19 protein-coding genes are annotated in these 21149 nt (G+C 69.9%); 7 read left to right on the forward strand and 12 right to left on the reverse strand.

The features are described from left to right. Positions 1 to 70: 70 nt before the first annotated feature. Positions 71 to 1123: an ABC transporter permease gene (locus tag AC31A1_RS12185; protein WP_489653290.1), complete on the reverse strand. Its 1053-nt coding sequence runs from the start codon at positions 1121 to 1123 to the stop codon at positions 71 to 73. Then, on the reverse strand, positions 1120 to 1908 hold the full coding sequence (locus tag AC31A1_RS12190) for an ATP-binding cassette domain-containing protein (RefSeq protein WP_489653291.1): 789 nt from the start codon (positions 1906 to 1908) through the stop codon (positions 1120 to 1122). The genes AC31A1_RS12185 and AC31A1_RS12190 overlap by 4 nt, the downstream gene beginning before the upstream one ends. 253 nt (positions 1909 to 2161) lie before the next feature. Between AC31A1_RS12190 and AC31A1_RS12195 the strand changes: the two genes are divergently transcribed. Next, positions 2162 to 3106 carry a sugar-binding transcriptional regulator gene (locus AC31A1_RS12195; protein WP_489653292.1) on the forward strand — a complete coding sequence of 315 codons (945 nt, stop codon included), beginning with the start codon at positions 2162 to 2164 and terminating at the stop codon, positions 3104 to 3106. 356 nt (positions 3107 to 3462) lie between these two features. Here AC31A1_RS12195 and AC31A1_RS12200 read toward each other — a convergent pair whose 3' ends face one another. The 6 genes from AC31A1_RS12200 to AC31A1_RS12225 all read right to left on the reverse strand — a co-directional run bounded on the left by AC31A1_RS12200 (position 3463) and on the right by AC31A1_RS12225 (position 10037). After that, a complete protein-coding gene (locus AC31A1_RS12200) occupies positions 3463 to 3921 on the reverse strand; it encodes a hypothetical protein (RefSeq protein WP_489653293.1) in 459 nt (152 codons plus the stop codon). A gap of 216 nt (positions 3922 to 4137) precedes the next feature. Further along, on the reverse strand, positions 4138 to 5361 hold the full coding sequence (locus AC31A1_RS12205) for a multidrug effflux MFS transporter (RefSeq protein ID WP_489653294.1): 1224 nt from the start codon (positions 5359 to 5361) through the stop codon (positions 4138 to 4140). A 670-nt stretch (positions 5362 to 6031) separates the two neighbouring features. Continuing rightward, complete coding sequence (locus tag AC31A1_RS12210; RefSeq protein ID WP_489653295.1) at positions 6032 to 6802, reverse strand: SDR family NAD(P)-dependent oxidoreductase; 771 nt, start codon at positions 6800 to 6802, stop codon at positions 6032 to 6034. After that, positions 6799 to 8118 carry a histidinol dehydrogenase gene (gene hisD, locus AC31A1_RS12215; RefSeq protein WP_489653296.1) on the reverse strand — a complete coding sequence of 440 codons (1320 nt, stop codon included), beginning with the start codon at positions 8116 to 8118 and terminating at the stop codon, positions 6799 to 6801. The genes AC31A1_RS12210 and hisD overlap by 4 nt, the downstream gene beginning before the upstream one ends. A gap of 18 nt (positions 8119 to 8136) precedes the next feature. Next, positions 8137 to 9072: a VOC family protein gene (locus tag AC31A1_RS12220; protein WP_489653297.1), complete on the reverse strand. Its 936-nt coding sequence runs from the start codon at positions 9070 to 9072 to the stop codon at positions 8137 to 8139. Further along, positions 9069 to 10037: a fumarylacetoacetate hydrolase family protein gene (locus AC31A1_RS12225; RefSeq protein WP_489653298.1), complete on the reverse strand. Its 969-nt coding sequence runs from the start codon at positions 10035 to 10037 to the stop codon at positions 9069 to 9071. The genes AC31A1_RS12220 and AC31A1_RS12225 overlap by 4 nt, the downstream gene beginning before the upstream one ends. 334 nt (positions 10038 to 10371) lie before the next feature. Between AC31A1_RS12225 and AC31A1_RS12230 the strand changes: the two genes are divergently transcribed. From AC31A1_RS12230 to AC31A1_RS12255, 6 genes are read left to right on the forward strand one after another with little or no spacing between them, the layout of a single operon-like run. Then, positions 10372 to 10677 (forward strand): antibiotic biosynthesis monooxygenase family protein, encoded by a 306-nt coding sequence (locus tag AC31A1_RS12230; RefSeq protein ID WP_489653299.1) that lies wholly within the window; start codon positions 10372 to 10374, stop codon positions 10675 to 10677. Positions 10678 to 10715: 38 nt separating this feature from the next. Further along, on the forward strand, positions 10716 to 11840 hold the full coding sequence (locus AC31A1_RS12235; protein ID WP_489653300.1) for an FAD-dependent monooxygenase: 1125 nt from the start codon (positions 10716 to 10718) through the stop codon (positions 11838 to 11840). Further along, positions 11837 to 12841 carry an amidohydrolase family protein gene (locus AC31A1_RS12240; protein WP_489653301.1) on the forward strand — a complete coding sequence of 335 codons (1005 nt, stop codon included), beginning with the start codon at positions 11837 to 11839 and terminating at the stop codon, positions 12839 to 12841. Before AC31A1_RS12235 ends, AC31A1_RS12240 begins: the two co-directional genes overlap by 4 nt. Continuing rightward, positions 12838 to 13815, forward strand: a complete 978-nt coding sequence (locus AC31A1_RS12245) for a cyclase family protein (protein WP_489653302.1) — start codon at positions 12838 to 12840, stop codon at positions 13813 to 13815. The genes AC31A1_RS12240 and AC31A1_RS12245 overlap by 4 nt, the downstream gene beginning before the upstream one ends. An 11-nt stretch (positions 13816 to 13826) precedes the next feature. Further along, positions 13827 to 15197, forward strand: a complete 1371-nt coding sequence (locus AC31A1_RS12250; RefSeq protein WP_489653303.1) for an FAD-binding oxidoreductase — start codon at positions 13827 to 13829, stop codon at positions 15195 to 15197. A gap of 3 nt (positions 15198 to 15200) precedes the next feature. Then, the gene (locus tag AC31A1_RS12255; protein WP_489653304.1) at positions 15201 to 15590 is read left to right on the forward strand and encodes a hypothetical protein; all 390 of its coding nucleotides are present in this window, start codon (positions 15201 to 15203) and stop codon (positions 15588 to 15590) included. Between the two features lie 38 nt (positions 15591 to 15628). On the opposite strand, the gene AC31A1_RS12260 is transcribed toward AC31A1_RS12255, so the two are convergent. From AC31A1_RS12260 to AC31A1_RS12275, 4 genes are read right to left on the reverse strand one after another with little or no spacing between them, the layout of a single operon-like run. After that, positions 15629 to 17218 (reverse strand): ABC transporter substrate-binding protein, encoded by a 1590-nt coding sequence (locus AC31A1_RS12260; RefSeq protein ID WP_489653305.1) that lies wholly within the window; start codon positions 17216 to 17218, stop codon positions 15629 to 15631. 17 nt (positions 17219 to 17235) lie between these two features. Next, positions 17236 to 18189 (reverse strand): ABC transporter ATP-binding protein, encoded by a 954-nt coding sequence (locus AC31A1_RS12265; RefSeq protein WP_489653306.1) that lies wholly within the window; start codon positions 18187 to 18189, stop codon positions 17236 to 17238. A gap of 5 nt (positions 18190 to 18194) precedes the next feature. Then, complete coding sequence (locus tag AC31A1_RS12270) at positions 18195 to 20114, reverse strand: dipeptide/oligopeptide/nickel ABC transporter permease/ATP-binding protein (RefSeq protein ID WP_489653307.1); 1920 nt, start codon at positions 20112 to 20114, stop codon at positions 18195 to 18197. Continuing rightward, the gene (locus AC31A1_RS12275) at positions 20111 to 21061 is read right to left on the reverse strand and encodes an ABC transporter permease (protein ID WP_489653308.1); all 951 of its coding nucleotides are present in this window, start codon (positions 21059 to 21061) and stop codon (positions 20111 to 20113) included. The genes AC31A1_RS12270 and AC31A1_RS12275 overlap by 4 nt, the downstream gene beginning before the upstream one ends. Positions 21062 to 21149: the final 88 nt, after the last annotated feature.

A 21149-nucleotide genomic window follows, 5' to 3' on the forward strand; every position in this document is an offset into this window, starting at 1 on the left:
GGGGAGGGGAGCGGTTGTACGGCGAGCGGGGTGCGGAAGGCCGGCAGGAGGCTGCCCGGGAGGACGCCGGTCACCTGCGGTTCTGTGTCCCCCTGCGGACCTGGTCGATGAAGACGGCGGCGACCAGTACGGCGCCGACGGCGAAGGTCTGCCAGAACGGTTCGACGCCGAGGATGACGAACCCGCTCTGCAGGGTCACCGGGACGAGGATTCCGATCATGGTGCCGAAGATCGTGGCCACTCCGCCGAAGAGGCTGGTACCGCCGAGGACGGCGCCCGCGATCGTGGTGAGGTTGTCACCGGTGTGGCCCGCGATGGTGGTCGTGGAGAACTGGGCGAGGCTCATCGCCCCCGCGACTCCGGCCAGCGCACCGCTCACGGCATAGATGGAGATCAGGTGGCGGCGTACCGGAACGCCCGACCTGAGCGCGCCCTCCGGGTTGGAACCGATGGCCTTGGTGCGGATCCCGTAGACGGTCTGCCAGAGCACCAGTCCCGCGACCGCCGCGACCGCCAGGGCGATGAGGACGAGCACCGGGATGCCCGCGATGTTCTGGTAGCCGATCTTGTTGGTCATCACCGAGGGCACCGAACGGATGTCGAGGCCGTTGCTGATGATCTGGGCCGCTCCGATGGCCATGCCGAGGGTGCCCAGCGTCGCGATCAGCGCGGGTACCCGCAGGTAGGTGATGACGATCCCGTTGACCAGGCCCCAGAAGGCGCTGGCGACGACGCACACCACCACGCCGACGCCGACGGCGCCCCATCCCGCGTTCATGCCGCCCATGGAGTCCATCACCTTCGCGGACACCACGGTGCCGAAGACCAGGACCGACCCGATGGAGAGGTCGATTCCGCCCGTCGTCAGCACGAATGTCTGGCCGACGGCGGCGACACCGATCACGGCGGCCGACAGGGCGATGGAGCGGAAGTTGTACGTACCGAGGAAGGTGTCGGGCCGCAGCGCTGAGAAGAGAACAAGGATGAGCAGCAGGATCACGAGCATGCCCATGCTGGGCCGTCCCAGCACGGCTCGCAGGAGGCGCGGGGCGCCGGCGCCAGCTGTCCCGGTGCTCTTGGCGATCGTGTCGCCCACTGACTGGTCGTTGCGGAGCAGGGTCATGAGGTCACCTCGGTGGACGTGCCGCTCGTCATTTCCCTGACGAGGTCGGCGATCGTGGCCTCACCGCGGCGGAACGTCGCGACGCGGGCGCCGAGGCGCAGGACCTGGATGGAGTCGGCGACTTCCAGTACGTCCGTCATGTTGTGGCTGATGAGGATGACGCCGATGCCGCTATCGGCGACCCTGCGGATCAGTTCGAGCACGCTCTTGGTCTGGGCGACGCCCAGCGCGGCGGTCGGCTCGTCCATCATCACCAGGTGAGAGGCCCACATCGCCGCGCGGGCGATGGCGACACTTTGCTGCTGGCCGCCGGACAGGGCCGCGACACGTCCCTTGTGGTCCTTGATCCGCACGTTCAGATCGTCGAAGACCTCCGCCGTACGCTCACGCATCCGGCCCCGGTCCACGACGCCGAACCTGCCGAGGGCGCCGGAGCGGCGCAGTTCGCGGCCCATGAAAACGTTCTCGTACGGGGTCAGGTCGCCGGCCAGCGCCAGGTCCTGGTAGACGGTCTCGATGCCGTAGGCCCGGACATCCTGCGGTGATCCCGGGCTGACAGTCTTCCCGTCGATCAGGAGCTCCCCCTCGTCCGCGGTGTAGACGCCGGACAGCACTTTGACCAGCGAACTCTTTCCGGCGCCGTTGTCGCCGATGAGCGCGGTGACCTCACCAGCTCGCGCCTCGAAGTCGGCGGCGCGCAGGGCCTGGACATGGCCGAAGGACTTGCGGACACCCCTCGCCTCCACCACGGGAGCGCGGGTGGCCGTCTTGACGGTCTCATTCATGACAATCCACCCCAAGGGTGACGTTGAGCGATCGGGCTGCGCGGCGCGAACACTCGGTCGGGGAACTCCATCGGCCCTCTCCCGCTGCTGATGACGGCTCGTACATGTTCACGCCGTAAATGCCGCGTTACGGCCGTATGGCGTGGGGTGTGAGTATCAGACTCCCGGCCCGCCCAGACGTCAAGTAGACTGCCCATATGGGCGGAGGTCGGAGTGACCGGGCCTCGCCGGAGTGTTCACGGAGGGGAATTCCATGGGTCCAGCCGAACTCCAGCGCGCCACGACGGTCGCGCGCCGGTACTACCTGGAGGACAAGGCCAAGAAGGAGATCGCCGACGAGCTCGGCATCTCCCGCTACAAGGTCGCGCGCATCCTCGACCAGTGCCGGGAGCAGGGCATCGTACGCATCGAGATCGGCGTACCCACCGCAGTGGACAGCGAGCTGTCCGAGCAGTTGCGTGTCGCGTTCGGGCTCCAGCACGCACTGGTGGTCAAGGTGACGGCTCCGGACGTGCTGACACTGCGCCGGGAACTGGGCACCGCCGCCGCCGAGTTGCTCACCGAGATCGTCACCGAGGACGATATCCTCGGGGTGAGCTGGGGGCGCACACTCGACACCATGGCGGGAGCGCTCAGCAGCCTGGCACCGTGCAGCATCGTGCAGATGACCGGTGTCACCGGGGCGGTCGGCGCCAACACCGTTGATCTCGTAAGGCAGTTGGCCGCCGTCTCCCGCGGCCCCGCCTATCCGATCTACGCGCCGCTCGTGGTGTCCGACGCCGGTACGGCCAGGGCGCTATACCAGCAGCCGGGCATCGCCGCCGCCACCTCACGGTTCCCGTCCATCACCAAGGCAGCGGTGGCGATCGGCAGTTGGGACCCGGAGGGCTCGCAGTTCTACGGGGCAATGCCACCCGCGATGCTCGCCTCCCTGTCCACCACGGACATCGCGGCGGAGGTCTGCTCGATCCTGCTCGCCGAGGACGGCACGCCCACGGAAGGGAGCGTCGGCCAGCTGACGATCGGCATCGACGCCGAGCAACTGCGCCGGATCCCGGAGGTCATCGCCGTGGCCGGCGGCGCGTCCAAGGCGCGGGCCATCCACAGTGTGCTGCGTGGCGGACTAGCCAACTCCGTGATCACCGACGAGGGCGCGGCGCGGCTACTCCTGGATTCGCATGCGCGAATCAACGGATAGCCACCACCCATGCAAGAGCGACGGCCTCCGTCGGTTTTTCCACGTTCTGCGCATGCGGGATGCGACCGGAATGGGCGCCCTCCACATCCCGGGGCGGCGGTGCCCTCCCGAACGCCATGCAAATCCGCCCGGCGCCTGCCGAGACACGCAGAGCCATGGAAGCTACGGCTTCGCCGCGCTTCTACACCCTGATGGCTCACTGATCGAGCGCGGCAGCCTCTACATGGCCTCTTCGTCCGAAGCAACTGAGGTGAGGGCAGCGCCTTGGGGTGGTGTGGCTCTTCTGCGCTAATGGTCAACGCAGACGTCCGCGCTCGTTCGCCGGTGTCAGTCGGCGTTGTCACGCAGTTGGACACTCAGTCGGTGCGGCTTTTTCTGCCTCGTGTCTCCGAAGTGGACAGCAAGGCGTCCAAAGCCGCTCGGGCGTCGGCAATTCGGCGGCGCCATTCTCCGCCTCGCAGGGCCGCAGTGCCCCACTCGACCACCGGTTCGGTCCTGGCCGCGCAGTAGCCGTAGACCTGGTGGGCCATCTGGTCAGTGAGGAGTTCGTCGTAGTGGAACGTCCCCTCGAATGCTGCCCAGACCACCGCCCGCCTGTCTGCGCAGACACGCCGAAGTACTGCTCGCGTGTATTCGCGCAGATCGAGCGAGACGTCGTCGAAGTCGATGTCGTACGACATCACACCGAGCCGGTCGATGGCTTCCGGATACTTCAGCAGAGGGAACGGCAGGAAGGCGTCAGGGACCATCCCAGCGAGGTGAAAAGCCTCCTCCAGCAATGGGGTATTGCCAGAGCCGATGACGAACACGTTCACTGAGACCGGACCTCGCCAGCACGGCAAGTCACGTACCTTACCCGCCATCGTCCTTCCCCCTCCTCCGACCGCCTGCCAGGTGTGCACTGTCGTCACCACGCCAGTTACCAGCGGTGTTGACCGGACCCGGCGCCATCATTGCCGGCGTGATCACTGCCGACCACTGGATGCCGACGGCCTGACCGCCGGACGGGAGTACGGAGCGAGTGTTGAGGGTCAGCCGCACGCCGTGGTGTGCTCGGCCAGGGCGGCTTCCAAGTCCGGCGCCGCGACCGGGGCGGCGCCGCCCGTCAGAAGGCGCGCCCCGATTCCCAGCAGCGCGGCCGTCACCAGCGTGCCGGCCATCGGCAGACCCGTGTGCTCACCTCCGAGGCCGACCAGCGGCGAGACCAGCGCGCCGAGCCCGAACTGGAGGGCGCCCATCACGGCGGCCGCCGTCCCGGCCGCGTACGGGGCACGTCCGACGGCCAGCGCCGAGGCGTTGCCCAGGACGAACGTGAGCGAGCAGGTTAGCCCGAACAGGGCTGGCAGGACCGCCACGGCGGGCAGTTCGGCCGCCAGCAGCGCCAGCAGAAGGGCGGAGAGGAACAGCACGGCGGTCTGCCCGGCCCGCAGCAGCGCGTCCGTGCTGAAGCGGCCCACGACGCGGGCGTTGACCAGCCCGGAGAGGGCCATACCGCAGGCGTTGACCGCGAAGTCCAATGTGTATGCGCTGGTGGACAGGCCGAGGACGTTCTCGATGACGAAGGGCGAGGCCGAGATGTAGCCCATCAGACCTGCGAAGCCGAACGCGAAGGCGAAGGTGTGGCCGACGTAGCCGCGGTCGGCGAAGAGCCGCCGCATGACGCGGCCCGTCTCGGCGAGGCCACCGGCGTGCCGCCATTCTTTCGGCAGCGACTCGGGGACCACGAAGAGCGAGCCGAGCAGCATCAGCAGGGATATTCCCGACAACACCCAGAACACACCGCGCCATCCCGCCGTACCGGCCACCGTCGCGCCCGCCAGCGGGGCGACGACGGGTGCGACGCCGCCGATGCTGGCGAGCAGCGAGAAGACCTTTGCCGCGGCCGGTCCCGAGGTACGGTCCGCGGTGACGGCGCGGCCGATGACGATGCCCGCCGAGCCCGCGAAGCCCTGGACGAAGCGCATCACGACGAGCAGCCAGATGTTCGGGGCTACGGCGCACAGGGCGCCAGCCACGGTGACCGCGGCGGTGGCGACGAGGAGCGGGCCGCGGCGCCCGTAACGGTCGGACAGCGGGCCGATCACGAGCTGGCCTACCGCGAGGCCGACCAGGAAGGTAGTCAGCGTCAACTGCACACTGGAGGCGCCGGTGTGCAGATCGGCGGCGAGGTCGGTGAAGGACGGCAGGTACATGTCCGTGGCGAATGGAGCCACGGCGGACAGCAGCGCGAGGACCCCCAGAAGCGGTCCAGACACGCCGGTCCTGGTAGGGGTGGCAGGGGTTTGGGACACGGGGTTCTCCAGCGGCGGTCAGGCGCGTGGCGGTTCGGCGGGGCGGACCCATGGGCACAGGGCCCATACGGCATGGGGCACACGTACGCCGGTCTGGCTGGGCGCACGAGCGATGTGCTTATGGATACATAAAGGAACTTGTATGGACTCACGAGCCGCCATGTCCGCCTCCGGAAAATTCGCCCCCGGCCCGGCGAGAGACCGCTCGCACCGCGCTGCGCGCGGGTGCCCGTGGCGCGGAGTCGATCCGCTCCCGGCGTCCGAGGCGGACATGATGCGCGTCGTCCGTGAGCCGGGGTGAGCCCCCGGCCGCCTCGCGACCGAGATGCACATGGAGCCCGGCTATGTCGGTACGGTGCCGCGGCTCGCCGAGCAGGACACGATCAGCCGCGAGAGCGACCCGGTGGACCGGCGGGCCCCGCGTCCTGCCGACGCCCCCAGCCATCGAGAACGCCCAGCGCAGCGAGGACACGTGGGCCCGCAAACTCAACGAGGTACTGAACGACCTCGACCCGAACCAGGCCCAGACCCTGCTGCAAGCCCTGGCCAGCACTGCGCGCACGGGAGGCCGCCTTTCGGACGCGCCACAGTGCCCCGCACACGGCCTCCACGTAACCCGTCCGGCCTCCACTCGTCAGGCCGGGGCGATCATCCCGGCCGACAGGTCGATGTCGGCCCCGCACAGGCCCGGCATCGCAAGCATCGCCACCAGCGCCTGCGCGACCTCGTGTTCCTCGACGAGCCGGCCCAGGGCGGCCCGGGAGGCGAAGTCACGTTCCGCCTCGGCCACGGTGCAGCCGGTCAGTTCGGCCGTGAGCTTGAAGTTGCGGTCCATGCGCGGGCCCCGAACCGGGCCCGGGGAAAGGGAGTTGACCGCAATCCCGTGCGGCCCGACCTCCCCGGCGAGGGTCCGGGTCAGGCCCAGCAGCGCCATCTTGGAGGCGGTGTACGGGGTGCGGTTGAGCAGCGGGCGCTTGCCGCTGACCGAGGCCACGTTGACGACGTCACCGCGTCCGGCCGCGAGCATCGGCGGCAGGAAGGCCCGGCACATCAGATAGACGCCCCGGACGTTGGCGGCGAACACGTCGTCCCACTCGTCCGGCTCGATGTCGACCAACGGCCTTACGGGACCGGCGACTCCGGCGTTGTTGACCAGCAACGACACGTCCTCGTCGGCGAGTTCGGCGGCGAGCGCGTCGACGGCCGAAGGGTCGGAGACGTCGCAGGAGGCCGTACGGGCTTGTCCGCCGTCCTTGACCACACGTGCCGCAGCGTCCGCGAGCGCCGTCTCGTTGCGGCCGACCAGGATCACCCGGGCCCCGGCGTCCGCGAGGGCCAGCGCGACGGCACGCCCGAGCGGTCCCCCGCCGCCGGTGATCAGTGCCGTACGACCGTCCAGGGTCACGCGGTGTTCCAGGGCAGTTCGTCGCCCGCGGCCCTCGCGGCCCGTACGTCGCCGGAGCGTGCGTGGCCCTCGAACAGCTCGACGCGGGCCGCCCGTCCGCACAGCCGGCCGAGCAGCGCCTGGGAGTCGGTGTCGGTGACCTCCTGGTAGGTCACGGTCTTGAGGTACTTCCCCACCCACAGGCCGCCGGTGTAGCGCGCGGCACCACGTGTGGGCAGCACATGGTTCGTGCCGATGACCTTGTCGCCGAACGACACACACGTGCCCTCGCCGAGGAACAGGGCGCCGTACTGGGTCATCCGCTCCAGAGCGAGGCGGGGTTCGGCGGTCAGGACCTCGACGTGCTCGAAGGCGAACTCGTCGGCGAGCGCGTACAGCTCGTCGAGGCTGTCGACGACATGCACCTGACCGTGGTCGCGCCAGGCGGGCTCGGCGAAGTCGCGGGTGGGCATGCCGGGCAGCAGGCGTTCGACCTCGGCGATCGTCTTCTCGGCGACCTCGCGGGAGGTGGTGATGAGGACGGCCGGGGAGTCCGGACCGTGCTCGGCCTGCGAGAGCAGGTCCACGGCGCAGGTGAAGGGATCGGCGTCCGCGTCGGCGAGGACGAGGATCTCGGTCGGCCCGGCGAACAGGTCGATGCCGATCTCGCCGAAGAGCTGCCGCTTGGCCTCGGCGACGTAGGCGTTGCCGGGTCCGGCAATGAGGTTCACCGGCTGCATGGAGTCAGTCCCGACGGACATGGCGGCCACCGCCTGCACTCCGCCGAGCAGCCAGATCTCGTCGGCGCCGGCGAGATGTGCGGCGGCGACGGTGGCGGCCGGGATCTCGCCGTGGATGGGCGGCGTGCAGGCGACGACCCGCGGTACGCCGGCGACCTTGGCGGTGACGATGGTCATGTGGGCGGAGGCGGTGAGCGGGTAACGGCCACCCGGGATGTAGGCGCCCGCCGCCTGCACGGGGATGTGCTTCTGCCCCAGGCGCACCCCCGGCAGGGTCTCCACCTCGAACTCGCCCATCGAGTCCAGCTGACGGCGGGCGAAGTTCCGTACCTGCTCCTGGACGAAACGGATGTCGTCGATGACCTGCTGCGGCACCGACGCGACGATCCGCTCGACCTCCTCGGCGGAGAGCCGGAAGGAGTCGGGGCTCCAGTTGTCGAACTTCTCGGAGTACTCGCGCACGGCGGCGTCTCCCCGCTCGCGGATGTCCGCGATGACGCCGGTCACGGTCTCGCGCACCTGGTCGAGGGAGGCGGCGACCTCCGCCTTGGGTACGGCGCTCTTCAGGATCGTTGCCACAACTGCGGCCTCTCTCATGCGGGTTGGGTGTTCTGCTCAGACCGGGGGTGCTTCGAAGAGCACGTCGGGGTCGTTGAACTGCTCCTTGGCGACCGACTCGCTCATCGGGTCGGCGGTGCCCCACTGGTCCTGGGTGATCGGGTCGTCGACGTCATGGCGGCCGGGATGCCACAGGTCCTCTTCGAGGACGGCGAGTTCGGTGGTGTACTCGACGGTGTTGCCGTGCGGGTCGTGGAAGTAGGAGAAGGTGTTGTCGCCCGCGAGATGCCGGCCGGGCCCCCAGGTGAGCCGGGTGCCGGCGCGCAGTGCCCGCCCGGTGCCGCGCATGTACTCCTCGACCCCGCGCATCTCGAACGAGGCGTGGTGCAGGGACACATGGGGTCCGCGGGCGATCGCGAAGGAGTGGTGGAGCGGGCTGCACCGCAGGAAGTACATGAGGTCGCCCATGTGCGTCGAGTACAGGGTGTCGGTGAGCCGGAAGCCGAGGTGGTGGACGTAGAAGTCCCGCAGCCCTTCCGGGTTCTGGGAGTTGACCACGCAGTGCGAGAGCCGGACCGGGATCGCCTCGCGCTCCTCGATCTTCCGGTGGGTGCGGGTGGCGACGTCCGCGGAGACCTCGACGACCCGCCCGTCCGGGTCGAAGAACCGGAAGCCGTAACCCCCGCCCGGGGTGTCCAACACACCTGGTTCCCCGAGGAGTTGGATCCCGGCCCGGCCGAGCCGTACATGCAGCTCGTCCACCGCGGCCGGTGAGACGGCGCCGAAGGCGACCAGGTCCATCCGCTTCCGCTCGTCCTCGCGGATCCGGACGATGTACTGCTCGGGGCTGCCCTCGGCGGCGAAGAAGGCGACACCGCTGTCGCCTGCGACCTCGGTGAGGCCCCAGGTGGTGCCGTAGAAGGCGCGCTGGCGGGCGAAGTCCGGTACGGCCAGGTCGACATGGCGCAGATGGGTGATGGGCTGGAAGCTCATGCGTGGCTCCTGACAGTGTTGCGCTGGTGACCCAGGCCGGTGATCTCCGACTCGACGACGTCGCCGGGCTGCAGGAAGACGCCCCAGTGCGCGCCGTTGCCGGCCGGCGAGCCGGTGAGCAGCAGGTCGCCGGGGCGCAGGGTGGTGGTCGTGGAGACGTACGCGATGAGCCGCGGGATGTCGAAGATCATGTCCTTCGTGGACTCGTCCTGGCGGACAACTCCGTTGTGGCGCAGGGTGATCCGCAGATCCCCGGGGTCGCCGACGAACGCGGCCGGTACCAGGAAGGGCCCGGTCGGCAGGAAGGTGTCGGCGTTCTTGGCGGTGAACCAGTCGGTACCGATGGCCTTCAGGTCGGGCCGGTAGAGGCGGTCGCGGGTGGTGAGGTCGTTGCAGATCGTGTATCCGGCGACGTGCTCCATGGCCTGCTCGGCCGGGATGTTCTTGCCCGACTTGCCGATGACGAGGGCGAGTTCGAGTTCCCAGTCGTGCTGTTCGCCGAGCGCGGGGAGCACGATGTCGTCGTAGGGGCCGCTGATGGCGCGCGGGGAGCCGAGGAAGATGTACGGCACTCCGTTGCGGGCGCGCTCGTCCATCATCAACTCGGCGTCGGCGCGGGCCTCTTCGGGGGTGGCGCCGTGCACGCTCTCCTTCTCGGCGGCGACCAGGTCGACCACGTGCTTGCGGTAGTTGGCGCCGCTCTGCAGGATCTGACCGGGCTCGATCGGGGTCAGGACGCGCAGCGCGGCCAGCTCGTACCAGGTGCCGTCGGCGGACACCGCGAGCTCGACGAGTCGGGCCAACCAGTCGTCCCAGTCCTCCACTAGCGCGCGCACGGACGGCACGAGATCGGACAGGTTGCACACGCGTCGGCCTGTGACCAGCCCGGGGAACGAGCCGGAGTCTCCGTTCGCGAAAGTACCGAGCGCGAAGGGGCCTGCATGGCTGGGGAGTCGGTCTGGCACGGGCTCTCTCTCCTCAGAGGAAGTCGGATGCCACTGACGCTAGGCAGCCCAGGGACCCGGCGGAAATACCGATCCGCGATGCCTGGCATCACTGCACTGCAAGCCGCCGGAAAGCCGGTGATCGACGGCCCATCGTCGTACGGGATGGATGACGTCCCCCTTGCCGATGCCTCGATCCGTTGACGGTGCATCCACCGCCCGAGCAGGGTCGGAGCTCCAACGGACCGGCAGCAGGTGAGCCGCGAAGGCACGCGACACCGGCCATGCCCCGGCAGTGCCACGTCTACACGGCATACTCCGGAGGCGACCCGAACTTCGAATGAAAGGCGTACGTGTGATCGTCGAGCACGCCGAGCTGGCGGTCACAGCCGGCCGTGAGGCGGAATTCGAGGCGGCCTTCGGGGAGGCCCGCAAAGTCCTCGCCGAGGCGGCCGGCTTCCGCTGGACGGAGCTGCTGCGCTGCGAGGAGCGGCCCGAGGCCTATCTGCTGCTGGTCGGCTGGCACTCGGTCGAGGCCCACACGGTGGGCTTCCGCGAGTCGGAGCGCTTTCAGCGTTGGCGTGCCCTCGTCGGTCCGTTCTTCGCCAAGCCGCCGACCGTCGAGCACTACCGAGAGCTCGGCGACCACTTCGCCGACTGATCTGCCCCTCCCCTTTTCTACGTTCGCAAGGATCGCCAATGCCCGTACAAAAGGTGCTCGTCGTCGGCGGCGGCATCACCGGAAGCGTGCTGTCCCTCGCGCTCGCCCAGCGGGGCGCGGAGGTCGAGCTCGTCGAGATTTCACCCCAGTGGTTCGGGGTCGGCCACGGCATCACCGTCCAGGGCAACGCGCTCAAGGCGCTGCGCTCCGTGGGCGTACTGGACCGGGTCCTGGCCCGTGCCGTGCCGTTCGACCGGATGCGGCTTCGCCGCGCGGACGGCGAGCTGATCACCGAACTGGCCACGCCGCACACCGGCGGTGAGGACCTGCCGTCCACAGTGGGCGCACTGCGCTCGGACCTGCAGGACGCCCTGTGCGACGCGGTGTACTCGCATGGCGTGCAGGTGCGGCTCGGACTGAGCGTCGCCTCGCTCGACCAGGCCCCGGGCCACGTGGACGTGACCTTCACCGACGGCTCGGCCGCCCGCTACGACCTCGTTGTGGGCGCCGACGGCATCAACTCTCAGATGCGCGCGATGATCGGCATCACCACCAAGCCGGAACCGGTCGGCATGTCGATCTTCCGCGTGGTCGCCGACCGACCCGCCGAGATGGACTGCGCGGAGGTGTACTACGGCGGCCCCCGCTACAAGGCCGGGTACAGCCCGATCTCGGCCGACGAGTGCTACGCGTACCTCCTCGACGAGAACCTGGACACCTCGCTGGTCGGCCCGCGCGCACCGCTGTCGCTGCTGCGCGAGCGCGGCGCCGGATACGGCGGCACCTGGGGCAGGATCCTGGCCTCGCTGCCGGACGACACGGCCGTGGACTACCGCTGGATCGAGGCGATCCTCGTCGACGAGCCCTGGCACCGCGGCCGGGCCATGGTGATCGGAGACGCGGCCCACGCCTGCCCGCCACTGATCGCCCAGGGCGCGGCGATGTGTGCGGAGGACGCGGTGGTCCTGGCCGAGATGGCCACCGGGGACACGCCGGTAGAGCAGGCACTGGAGGCATTCATGGTCCGGCGGCTGCCGCGTGTGCGGATCGTCCTGGAGAACTCGCTGCAGCTCGCCGACTGGGAGATCCACCCCGGCACACCCGGCGCCGACCCCGGCCGCATCATGTCCGACACGCTCTCGTTCCTGACGGCAGCGGCATGAGCGTGCCCGTCGTCGACTTCCACGGTCATCTGGCGGTCCCGGCAGCCGATGCCCTGTGCGCGGGCACGCCGGGCTTCGCCGCCGAACTGACTGCGGAACAACGCGCCCACTCACCTGAGTCGCTGGCCACCAATCGCAGTCAACTCAACCGCCTCAAAGCCAAGTTGACGGATGTCAGCGCTCGGCTCACGGACCTCGACGCGATGGGAGTGGACGTCCAGGTGGTCGGCCCGATGCCGATGCACCACTACTGGGCCGACGACGACCTTGCCGTACGCCTCGCCCGTACCGTCAACGATGCGGTCGCCGCGCACTGCGCCGAGGCACCCGAGCGGTTGTACGGCCTCGGCACGGTCCCGCTCCAGCACCCCGATCTCGCCGTCGCCCTTCTCGACAGGGCCATGACCGAGTGCGGACTGTACGGGATCAGCGTCTCCACGACCGTGGAGGGCCGGGAACTGGCCGACCCTGTCCACGACCCGTTCTGGGCAAAGGCCGAGGAACTGGGCGCGGTCGTGTTCGTGCACCCATGGGGCTGCTCGCTCGGGGAGCGGCTGGCCACCCGCTATCTCGGCAACACCGTGGGCCAGCCCGTCGAGACCACCGTGGCGCTCTCCCATCTGATCTTCACCGGGGTGTTCGACCGCTTCCCGCGCCTGAAGCTGGTGGCCTCGCACGGCGGCGGCTATCTGCCCACCTACATCGGCCGCTCCGACCACGCCTGGCAAGTCCGGGACGACGCGCGCGGGTGCGCCGAGCCACCAAGTGCGTATCTGAAACGCCTGTGGTTCGACGCGCTCGTCTACACCCCGAGTGCGCTGCGCCATCTGATCGAGGAAGTAGGCGCGGACCGGGTGGTCCTCGGCACCGACTACCCCTTCGACATGGGTATCGACGACCCGGTGGCGCGCCTGCAGTCCGCCGGTCTCCCGCCGGCCGACTGCGACGCCGTGGCGGGCGGAAACGCTCTCGACCTGCTGCTGAAAGGACGTGCCCGATGAAGCCCGAGCCGCTCGGCCCCGTCGAGGAGGCACTCACAAAGGCCCGTGCCGCGTACCGGAACTGGGGCCGCTGGGGTGAGGACGACGTGCTCGGCACGCTCAACCACATCGACGACGCCAAGCGCGCCCACGCGGCGAGTCTGGTCCATCGCGGCCGCGCCTTCTCGCTGTCCCAGGAGTTCAACGAGGACGGCCCTCAGCGCGGTTTCCGCGGGCGCATCAACCCGGTCCACTACATGAAGGACACCGGCTCCGACGCGGCCGCTGGCACCCAGGGCTTCCCGCACGGCTTCGGCGGCGCCGACGACCACATCGTCATGCCGCTGCAGGCCTCCACCCAGTGGGACGGCCTCGGCCACATCTTCGACAACAAGCAGGCCTGGAACGGCCGCCCCTGCACCATCGTGAACGGCGACGGCGACTCGGTCACCGGCATCGAGCACATGGCGGACGTGTTCACGGGGCGCGGCGTGCTGCTGGACGTGGGCCGCGCGCTCGGCGACGAGCACGGCGAGCTCGCCGACGGCTTCGCCATCCGCGAGGAGCACGTGCGGGCCACTCTCGAGGCTCAGGGCGCCACCTCGACGGTGCGCCGCGGCGACCTAGTGCTCGTCCGCACCGGCCAGCTCGGCCGCGTACGCCGCCTCGGCGCCTGGGGCGGATACGCGGCCGGCGACGCCCCGGGCCTGTCCTTCACCACGCTCGGCTGGCTGCATCGCACCGAGATCGCCGCGATCGCCTCCGACACCTGGGGCCTGGAGGTGCGGCCGTACGAGTTCGCCGAACCCGCCATGTCGCCGCTGCACCAGATCGCCATCCCCAACATGGGTCTTCCTCTCGGAGAGATGTGGGACCTCGAGGAGCTTGCCGAGGACTGCGCGGCGGACAGCGTGTACGAGTTTCTCCTGGTGGCGGCGCCCTTGCCGGTGACCGGCGCGGTCGGCGCCCCCGTCAACCCGATCGCGATCAAGTGAGTACACACGCCATGAACACGAACCGTTTCTCCGGCACCCTCCATTTCCCCGGCGACCAGGACTTCGACGAGGCCTGCTTCGGCCGGGTCTTCAACGCCCGCCTGCCCGCCGACCGCACGCCCGCGGCCGTATTGAAGGCCGTCACCGAACAGGACGTCGTCGAAGGCGTGCGGCTGGCAATCGAGAGCGGCTGGCGAGTCGCCGTCCGCTCGGGTGGGCACAGCTGGGCCGCCTGGTCGGTTCGCCAGGACGCGCTGCTGATCGACCTCGGGGGCTTCCGCGAGATGGCGTACGACGAGACCACCGGCATCGTCTCGGCCACTCCGAGCGTGAAGGGTGGCGACGAACTCAACCCGTATCTCGGCACGTTCGGCCGCTTCTTCAACGGCGGGCACTGCCCCTCCGTCGGCATCGGCGGCTTCCTGCTCCAAGGCGGGCAGGGCTGGAACGCGCGCGGCTGGGGCTGGGCGGCGGAGAACATCGTCGCGATCGACGTCGTCACCGCCGAGGGCGAGCTGCTGCGCGCCGACGCGACGCACCACAGCGACCTGTTCTGGGCGGCGCGCGGCGCGGGCCCCGGCTTCTTCGGCGTGGTGACCCGCTTCCATCTGCGTACGCGGCCCCTCCCGAAGCACCTGGCGCACACCGTGCACGCGTACCCGCTGGACCTCTTCGACGACGTCATGACATGGCTGCACGAGACGCACCACAGCATCTCCGATCTGGTGGAGATCGTCGCGCTGACGCAGACGCCGCCAGACCATGACAAACCCGTACTGCTGGTGACAGGCATCTCGATGACCGACACCCCCGAACAGGCCGCCGAGGCACTGGCTCCGCTGCACGCCAACCCGTACGCGGACCGGGCGCTCTTCCGCGTCGAGGCGCAGCCGACCACCCTCGCCGAGCAGCTCGAAGGGCAGCACGCGGCCAACCCCGAAGGCCACCGCTATCTCGTCGACAACGCCTGGCTGACCGGGCCCGCGCACGAGGTCGTCCCCGCGATCCGCAAGGCTTTCACGGACCACCCCACACGGCAGACCTTCACCATCTGGTTCTCGATGGCGCCGGTGCGCGAGCTCCCGGACATGGCCTTCTCACTGCAGTCGGAGATCTACTGCGCCACCTACGTCATCCATGACGAGCCGGAGCGGGACGGCGAGCTGCGTGTGTGGCTGGACGGGGCCATGGCGGAAATGCGGCCCGTCACCGTGGGCCAGTATCTCGGCGACTCCGACTTCACCGTGCGGCAGCTGAAGTTCATGGGCGACGAGCACTGGCGGCGGCTTCAGGAGATACACACGGTGCGCGACCCCAAGGGCCTGTTCGCGGGCCATCTGAGCGCCAGCACCGTCACGAACACCAACCACTGGGAGCAGTGAGCGATGCGTTTCGCGACATACGAGTACGAGGGCGCGGAGCGCGCCGGGGCCATGCGTGACGGGGTGATCCATCCGCTGCCCGAGGGCGTCACGGTGCTGTCGCTGATCGAGCAGGAGACCCTGCATGAGGCGGGGGGCGAGGCGCGTCCGCCGGGTCTTCTCCGCCCAGCCGGACTTCGAACCCGCCACCTCCGAGCGGGAGTTCCGGGTGCCATGTCCGACTGCACGCCGGCCGTCCTCGCGGGCGCGCTCTCGACGCCGGCGGATCGGGAGCCGCCGCGCATCCGCCTACACATCGAGCCGCTGTCCATCGAGGCGGTCGACAGCGCGGCGGAGAGGCCCGAACCGGCTGCCTCCGCCCTCGCCGGGCGGGTCATGCCCGGCGGGGCCTGACCTGCCGCGGGCGCCGTCCTCGCTCTGCCGTCTGGCGGCTAACCGCCGTACCAGGCCTGGGAGGCGACGGGGCTGAATGGGTTGACGGAGATGAGCTGCGACTTGACGGTCTTGGGCACGTTGTGGACGGCCGAGCTGACGGCGGCGTATTGCCCGGTGACGGCGACCGGCACGATCCACAGCAGGCGGTCGAGGGTCGCGGTCACCTCCTGCAGCGCTTTTTCCTGCGCCGCGACGGTGGGGGCTTTGGCCGCTGCCGCCATGGCGTTGTCGAGGTCCGTGCTCGTCGCGCCCCAGATGTTGCCCAGGGTGCCGGGGGCGAGGTTGCTCTTGACCACCGTGTAGATGTTCTCCGCGGGGACGAGCAGCACCTCAGCCTCGTACTTCTTCGTCTGGGCGGCGGCGAGGAACTGCGGGTAGCCGGCCGTTGTGTTCTGCGTGATGTTCGTCTTGATGTTGATCTCCTGGAGCGCGACTGCGATCGCCTGTGAGAGGCTGGACGGCGCGCCGAGGCCGGTCAGGGTGTTCAGCGTGAACCCGTCCGAGTACCCGGCCTGCGCCATGAGCTGCTTGGCCTTGGTCAGGTTGGTGGCATACAGGTTGGTGTCCGCCGCGTTGTAGCCGGGGTAGCCGGGCTGGCTCGTACTGCTGTTGGCGGTGCCACCGCCGTTGAAGACCGCGTTGACGATCTGGGACCGCGGCAGCGCGTACGCGATCGCCAGGCGGACCTTCAGGTTGGCCAGCGGCCCGCTTGTCACTTTCTCGAGGTTCAGGTTGGCGGTGTACCCCCCGGGCTTGGTGATGACCTGCAGGCCGGCCGATTTGGCCGTCTGCCTGCTGGCGGCGGGGAGGCTTTCGTCCACCTGGGCCTGCCCGGACTGGACGGCGGCCAGTGCCGAGGAGTTGTCGGTGATCGGGTTGATGACGACCTTGTCGTACTTGATGGCCTCCTGGTTGAAGTACCGCTTGTTCGGCAGGTAGGTCTGCGTTCCGCCGCTATTGCTGTTGGCGGGGTCCAGCACGTAGGGGCCGACCCCGTCGGTGTGGGTGGCGAGCCACTGCGGGTGGGCGATGCCGTAGGGGCCGACGATCTGCCCGAAGGCGGAGGCGGGCGACAGGGACCAGGAGGCGAACGCGTAGGGCACCGCCGAGGAGTAGTGGATCCGCACCTCGTCGGTCCCGACGGTGGTGATGTTCTTGACCGGCCCGGTGTTCAGTGAGCCGGGGGACGTCTTCATGTACCACCTCATCGACGCGGCCACGGCGCTGGCGGTGACCGCCGATCCGTCGCTGAACTTCAGCCCGTGCCTGAGGGTGACCCGGAAGGTCTTGTTGCCGGAGCCGACGTAGCCCCACGAGGCGGCCAGGTCGGGCTCGTACGTTCCGGATGCCGTTTGGTAGATCAGCGAGTCGTAGCCGGGGAAGCTGTACACCGAGCTGGCCACGGAGGTGGGAACCTGCGACTGGGTCGCCGTGCTGGCGGCGATGGTCAGCGTGCCGCCAGTCCCGTCGGCCGATGAGCCGGCGGGGCTGCCGGAGCAGCCGGCGGCGAGGCCGGCCGTGACGACCAGACTGCATCCGGCGGCGAGGCTGGCGCGAAGTCTCTGCCCGGGGACCGGTATATGCATTTCCCACTCCTTCGGGGTCATCTGGTTGGGTGGCGATGGCATGCGACTGCGCCGCCGTCTTCGGCGGGTTCCAGCGTCGGGGCCTGCGTCCGGCAGATGTCGATGGTGAGCGGGCAGCGGTGGGCGTAGGCACAGCCGCGGACGGACGGGGCGCCGGGTGCCGCCGGGTCCGCGGTCGGCGGCGCCGCGCCGGGCACGGTGTCGATGTGCGGCGCGGCGGCCACCAGGGCCTGCGTGTAGGGGTGCCGCGGCTTGCCGGCCACGATCGCGGCCGGGCCCTCTTCGAGGACCTGGCCCCGGTACAGGACGAGCATCCGGTCGGACATGAACCGCACGACGTCCAGGTCGTGGCCGATGAACAGGTAGCTCAGCGACAGCTCCTCCCGCAGCTGCCGCAGCAGGTTGAGTACCTGGGCCTGGACGGACAGGTCCAGCGCGGAGACGGGCTCGTCGCACACGACGAGCCGGGGCCTGGGCATCAGCGCGCGCGCCACCGCCAGGCGCTGGCGCTGGCCGCCGGAGAACCGGGCCGGGTACTCCCGTGCCGCGTCGGCGGGCAGGCCGACCTTCTCCAGCAGTTCGTCCATCCTGGCCGTGCCCTGCCGGCGGGGCGTACCGGCCGGGAGTGCCTCCAGCAGGCTGGCGCCGACGGTGACGGTCGGGTTCAGCGAACCGTACGGATCCTGGAACACCACCTGCATCTGGGTGCCGAGGCGCCGCCTGGCCTGCCGTTTCGCCCTGGTGATGTCCTGGCCGAGGAAGGTGACGGTGCCGGCGCTGGCCGGGACCAGGCCGAGCAGCGCCCGGCCGATGGTGGTCTTGCCGGAGCCCGACTCGCCTACCAGCCCGAGGACCTCGCCGGACCGGATGGCGAAGCTGGCGCCGGACACGGCGACGGTCGTGCGGCGGCGGGAGCGGTACTCGACCCGCAGACCGCTGACGGTCAGCAGGTCGGCCTCAGCTGTCGGCATGGCCGTCACCTCCGGGGAGTGGGGCTGGCCAGCATGTCGTCTGTGCGCAGGCAGCGGCTTTCCCGTCCGAGCGCGGCGGGCTGGATGGTAACGGCGTCCGCGCGGCAGGCCGGCTCCGCGTATCCGCAGCGGTCGGCGAATCGGCATCCGGTGGGCCAGTCCTCGGGGTCCGGGACGGTGCCGGGGATGGCGGGCAGCGGCGCCGTCCCGTCGGGCACGGCGTCGGGCCGACAGGCCAGCAGGGCCTTGGTGTAAGGGTGCGCCGGCTTGCCGGCGAGGCCGGCGAACGGCGCCTGCTCGACGACCTGGCCGGCGTACATGACGATGGCCCGCTCGCACACCTGGGCGACGACGCCCCAGTCGTGGCTGACCAGCAGGACCGCCATGTGCGTCTGCTCGCGCAAGGAACGCAGCAGCACCAGGATCTCGCTCTGCACGGTGACGTCGAGGGCGGTGGTCACCTCGTCGGCGATCAGCAGCCTCGGGTTGCCGGCCAGCGCGCGGGCGATGCAGACGCGCTGCGCCATCCCGCCGGACAGCTCGTGCGGATACAGCTGCGCGACGTGCGCCGGGTCGGGCAGCCGCACCAGTTCCAGCAGTTCGAGCACCCGCTGCCTCAGCTGGGCGCGGGACGGCCGCGGGCCGGTGTGGAGGAACCTGACCGCCTCGGCGAGCTGTGCCCCGACCTTGAAGCTCGGGTCCAGGGCGCTCATGGGCTCCTGCGATACGTAGCCGATCGCGCCGCCGCGGAAGCGGCGCAGTTCCTCGCCGTCCAGCGCCAGCACGTCCTGGCCGTCGAACTCGACCGAGCCGCCCGTCACGCGCCCGTCGCCGCCCAGCAGGCGCAGCACGGCGCTGGCGACCGTGGTCTTCCCACAACCCGACTCGCCGACCAGCGCAACTGCCTCCCCTTCCGCCACGTCGAAGCTCACCTGGTCCACGACGAGGGTCTCCGCGCCACGGCGGGTGAACGCGACCGACAGGTTCCGCACCCGGACAAGCGCCCCGGCTTCACCGGCTTCCCCGGCTTCACCGGCTTCTTCGGCGGGGCGCCGCCCGGCGGCGCGGGGGGCGCGGTCGGGCGGTCGCGGCGGCGGGCCGGCCCACGCCTCGACGGTGGCGTCGCGTGCCGCGTCGCCGACGACGCCGAGGCTCAGCACCATGAGTGCGGTGATTCCGCCGGCGCCGATCAGCAGCCACGGGCTCTGCTGCAGCGCATGCTGCGCGTCGGTGATCATGTTGCCCCAGGTGGGCGCGGGCGGCTGCGGCCCGAATCCCAGGTAGCCCAGGCCTGCCAGCAGCACGATCCCTCCCGCGGACAGCAGCGTGAGCTGCACGAACACCGCGCCGCGGACGCGGGGCAGGATGTGGCGCCTGATGATGAACCAGTGCGAGCGGCCCGCCACGATCGCGGCATCGAGGAACGGCTCCTTGCGCACGGCCAGGGCGCTGCCGCGGATGAGCCGGGCCAGCGGCGGGGCCGTGAAGACGCCGAGGAATAGCACCGCGACCCAGAACCGGGTCTGGAACACCGACAGCACGATCAGCACCACGACCAGCGACGGGACCGAAAGGCCGAGGTCGACCAGCCACATCACGGCCCGGTCGGTCCTGCCGCCGAAGTAGCCGGACACGAGTCCCAGCGGGATGCCCACGCAGGCGGTCACTGCGGCCATCTCCAGCGTGGACAGCAGGGTCGGCCGGGCACCCCACAGCAGCCGGGACAGAATGTCCCGGCCGAGGGAGTCGGTGCCCAGCAGGTGCTGGCCGGACGGGCCCTTCAGCGGCTCGAGCATGTTCGCGTCGTTCGGACCGTACGGGGCGATCCACGGCGCGAGTACGGCCGCCAGCACGATCGCCGCCGCCACGGCCAGGCCGACGACCCCGAGCGGCTTGCCGCGGAACCGCCCCCAGAAACTGCTCACGAGATCCTCGCCTTCGGGTTGACCCAGCCGTAGGCGAGGTCGGTCAGCAGGTTGCCGGCCACCACGATCAGGCAGTAGACGAGGGCGACCGACTGGATCAGGGCCAAGTCGTGCTGCGTGGTCGCCGTCTGGGCCAGCCCCCCGATGCCCTGCATCGAGAAGACGCTCTCCACGAAGACGGTGCCCGAGGTGAGAATGATGAACGTCAGGCCGACGAAGGTGAGCACGGGGATGGCCGCGTTGCGCAGCGCGTGGATCCAGACGACCCGCCACTCGGGCGTGCCGCTGGCGCGCAGCATCCTGACATAGTCACGGCTCATGGCGTCGCGGACGCCGTCCCGGGTCTGCTTGGCGATGACGGTGAACGCGGGCACCGCCAGCGCGGTCAGCGGCAGCACCAGTGAGTGCAGCCACCCGGACGGCGACACGGTGAAGCTGATGTAGCCGGTTGCGGGGAACAGGTGGACCTTCACCGCGAGCAGTTCGATGAGGATCAGCCCGAGCCAGAAGTTCGGGACCGCGAGGCCGATCATCTGCAGGACCTCGGTGACGCGGCCGACCGGCCCCGTGCGCACCGCGCTGGTCACCCCGAGCAGCACGCCGCCGACGGTGGCGATCAGCGTCCCGCCGACCGCCAGCGACAGCGTGACCTGCAGCCGGGAGGTGACCAGCGAGGTCACCGGCTGGTTGCTGATGAGGGACGTGCCCAGGTCGCCGTGCAGCGCCCGGACCAGCCAGTGCCAGTACTGGTCCCACACCGGCAGGTCGAAGCCCATCGTCTTGTCGAGCGCGGTGATCTGCGCCGGAGTCGCGCCGGCGCCAAGGATCGTGTACGCAGGGTCCCCCGGGATCAGCGCGGTCAGCGCGAAGGTCAGCGCCGTGACGCATAACACCATCGGGACGGCGAGCGCCAGCCGCCTTCCAACGATCCGGAGCAGCGGAAACATGCTGGTAATAGAAGCACGGGCGGTCCACCGGGTATCAAGACCCCAGCGCATGGCAGTCGCCAATGGCAGCCATTTGAAAAGGATGTAG

The organism is Streptomyces sp. P5F9 (assembly GCF_057961495.1).

What these genes read in the sequence shown, in the direction of transcription:
- AC31A1_RS12245 (WP_489653302.1), top strand. Translation starts at nt 12,838, where the DNA reads ATGAAGCCCGAGCCGCTCGGCCCCGTCGAGGAGGCACTCACAAAGGCC.
- AC31A1_RS12260 (WP_489653305.1), bottom strand. Translation starts at nt 17,218, where the DNA reads ATGCATATACCGGTCCCCGGGCAGAGACTTCGCGCCAGCCTCGCCGCC.
- AC31A1_RS12250 (WP_489653303.1), top strand. Translation starts at nt 13,827, where the DNA reads ATGAACACGAACCGTTTCTCCGGCACCCTCCATTTCCCCGGCGACCAG.
- AC31A1_RS12190 (WP_489653291.1), bottom strand. Translation starts at nt 1,908, where the DNA reads ATGAATGAGACCGTCAAGACGGCCACCCGCGCTCCCGTGGTGGAGGCG.
- AC31A1_RS12265 (WP_489653306.1), bottom strand. Translation starts at nt 18,189, where the DNA reads ATGCCGACAGCTGAGGCCGACCTGCTGACCGTCAGCGGTCTGCGGGTC.
- AC31A1_RS12275 (WP_489653308.1), bottom strand. Translation starts at nt 21,061, where the DNA reads ATGTTTCCGCTGCTCCGGATCGTTGGAAGGCGGCTGGCGCTCGCCGTC.
- AC31A1_RS12195 (WP_489653292.1), top strand. Translation starts at nt 2,162, where the DNA reads ATGGGTCCAGCCGAACTCCAGCGCGCCACGACGGTCGCGCGCCGGTAC.
- AC31A1_RS12255 (WP_489653304.1), top strand. Translation starts at nt 15,201, where the DNA reads ATGCGTTTCGCGACATACGAGTACGAGGGCGCGGAGCGCGCCGGGGCC.
- hisD (WP_489653296.1), bottom strand. Translation starts at nt 8,118, where the DNA reads ATGAGAGAGGCCGCAGTTGTGGCAACGATCCTGAAGAGCGCCGTACCC.
- AC31A1_RS12240 (WP_489653301.1), top strand. Translation starts at nt 11,837, where the DNA reads ATGAGCGTGCCCGTCGTCGACTTCCACGGTCATCTGGCGGTCCCGGCA.
- AC31A1_RS12185 (WP_489653290.1), bottom strand. Translation starts at nt 1,123, where the DNA reads ATGACCCTGCTCCGCAACGACCAGTCAGTGGGCGACACGATCGCCAAG.
- AC31A1_RS12220 (WP_489653297.1), bottom strand. Translation starts at nt 9,072, where the DNA reads ATGAGCTTCCAGCCCATCACCCATCTGCGCCATGTCGACCTGGCCGTA.
- AC31A1_RS12235 (WP_489653300.1), top strand. Translation starts at nt 10,716, where the DNA reads ATGCCCGTACAAAAGGTGCTCGTCGTCGGCGGCGGCATCACCGGAAGC.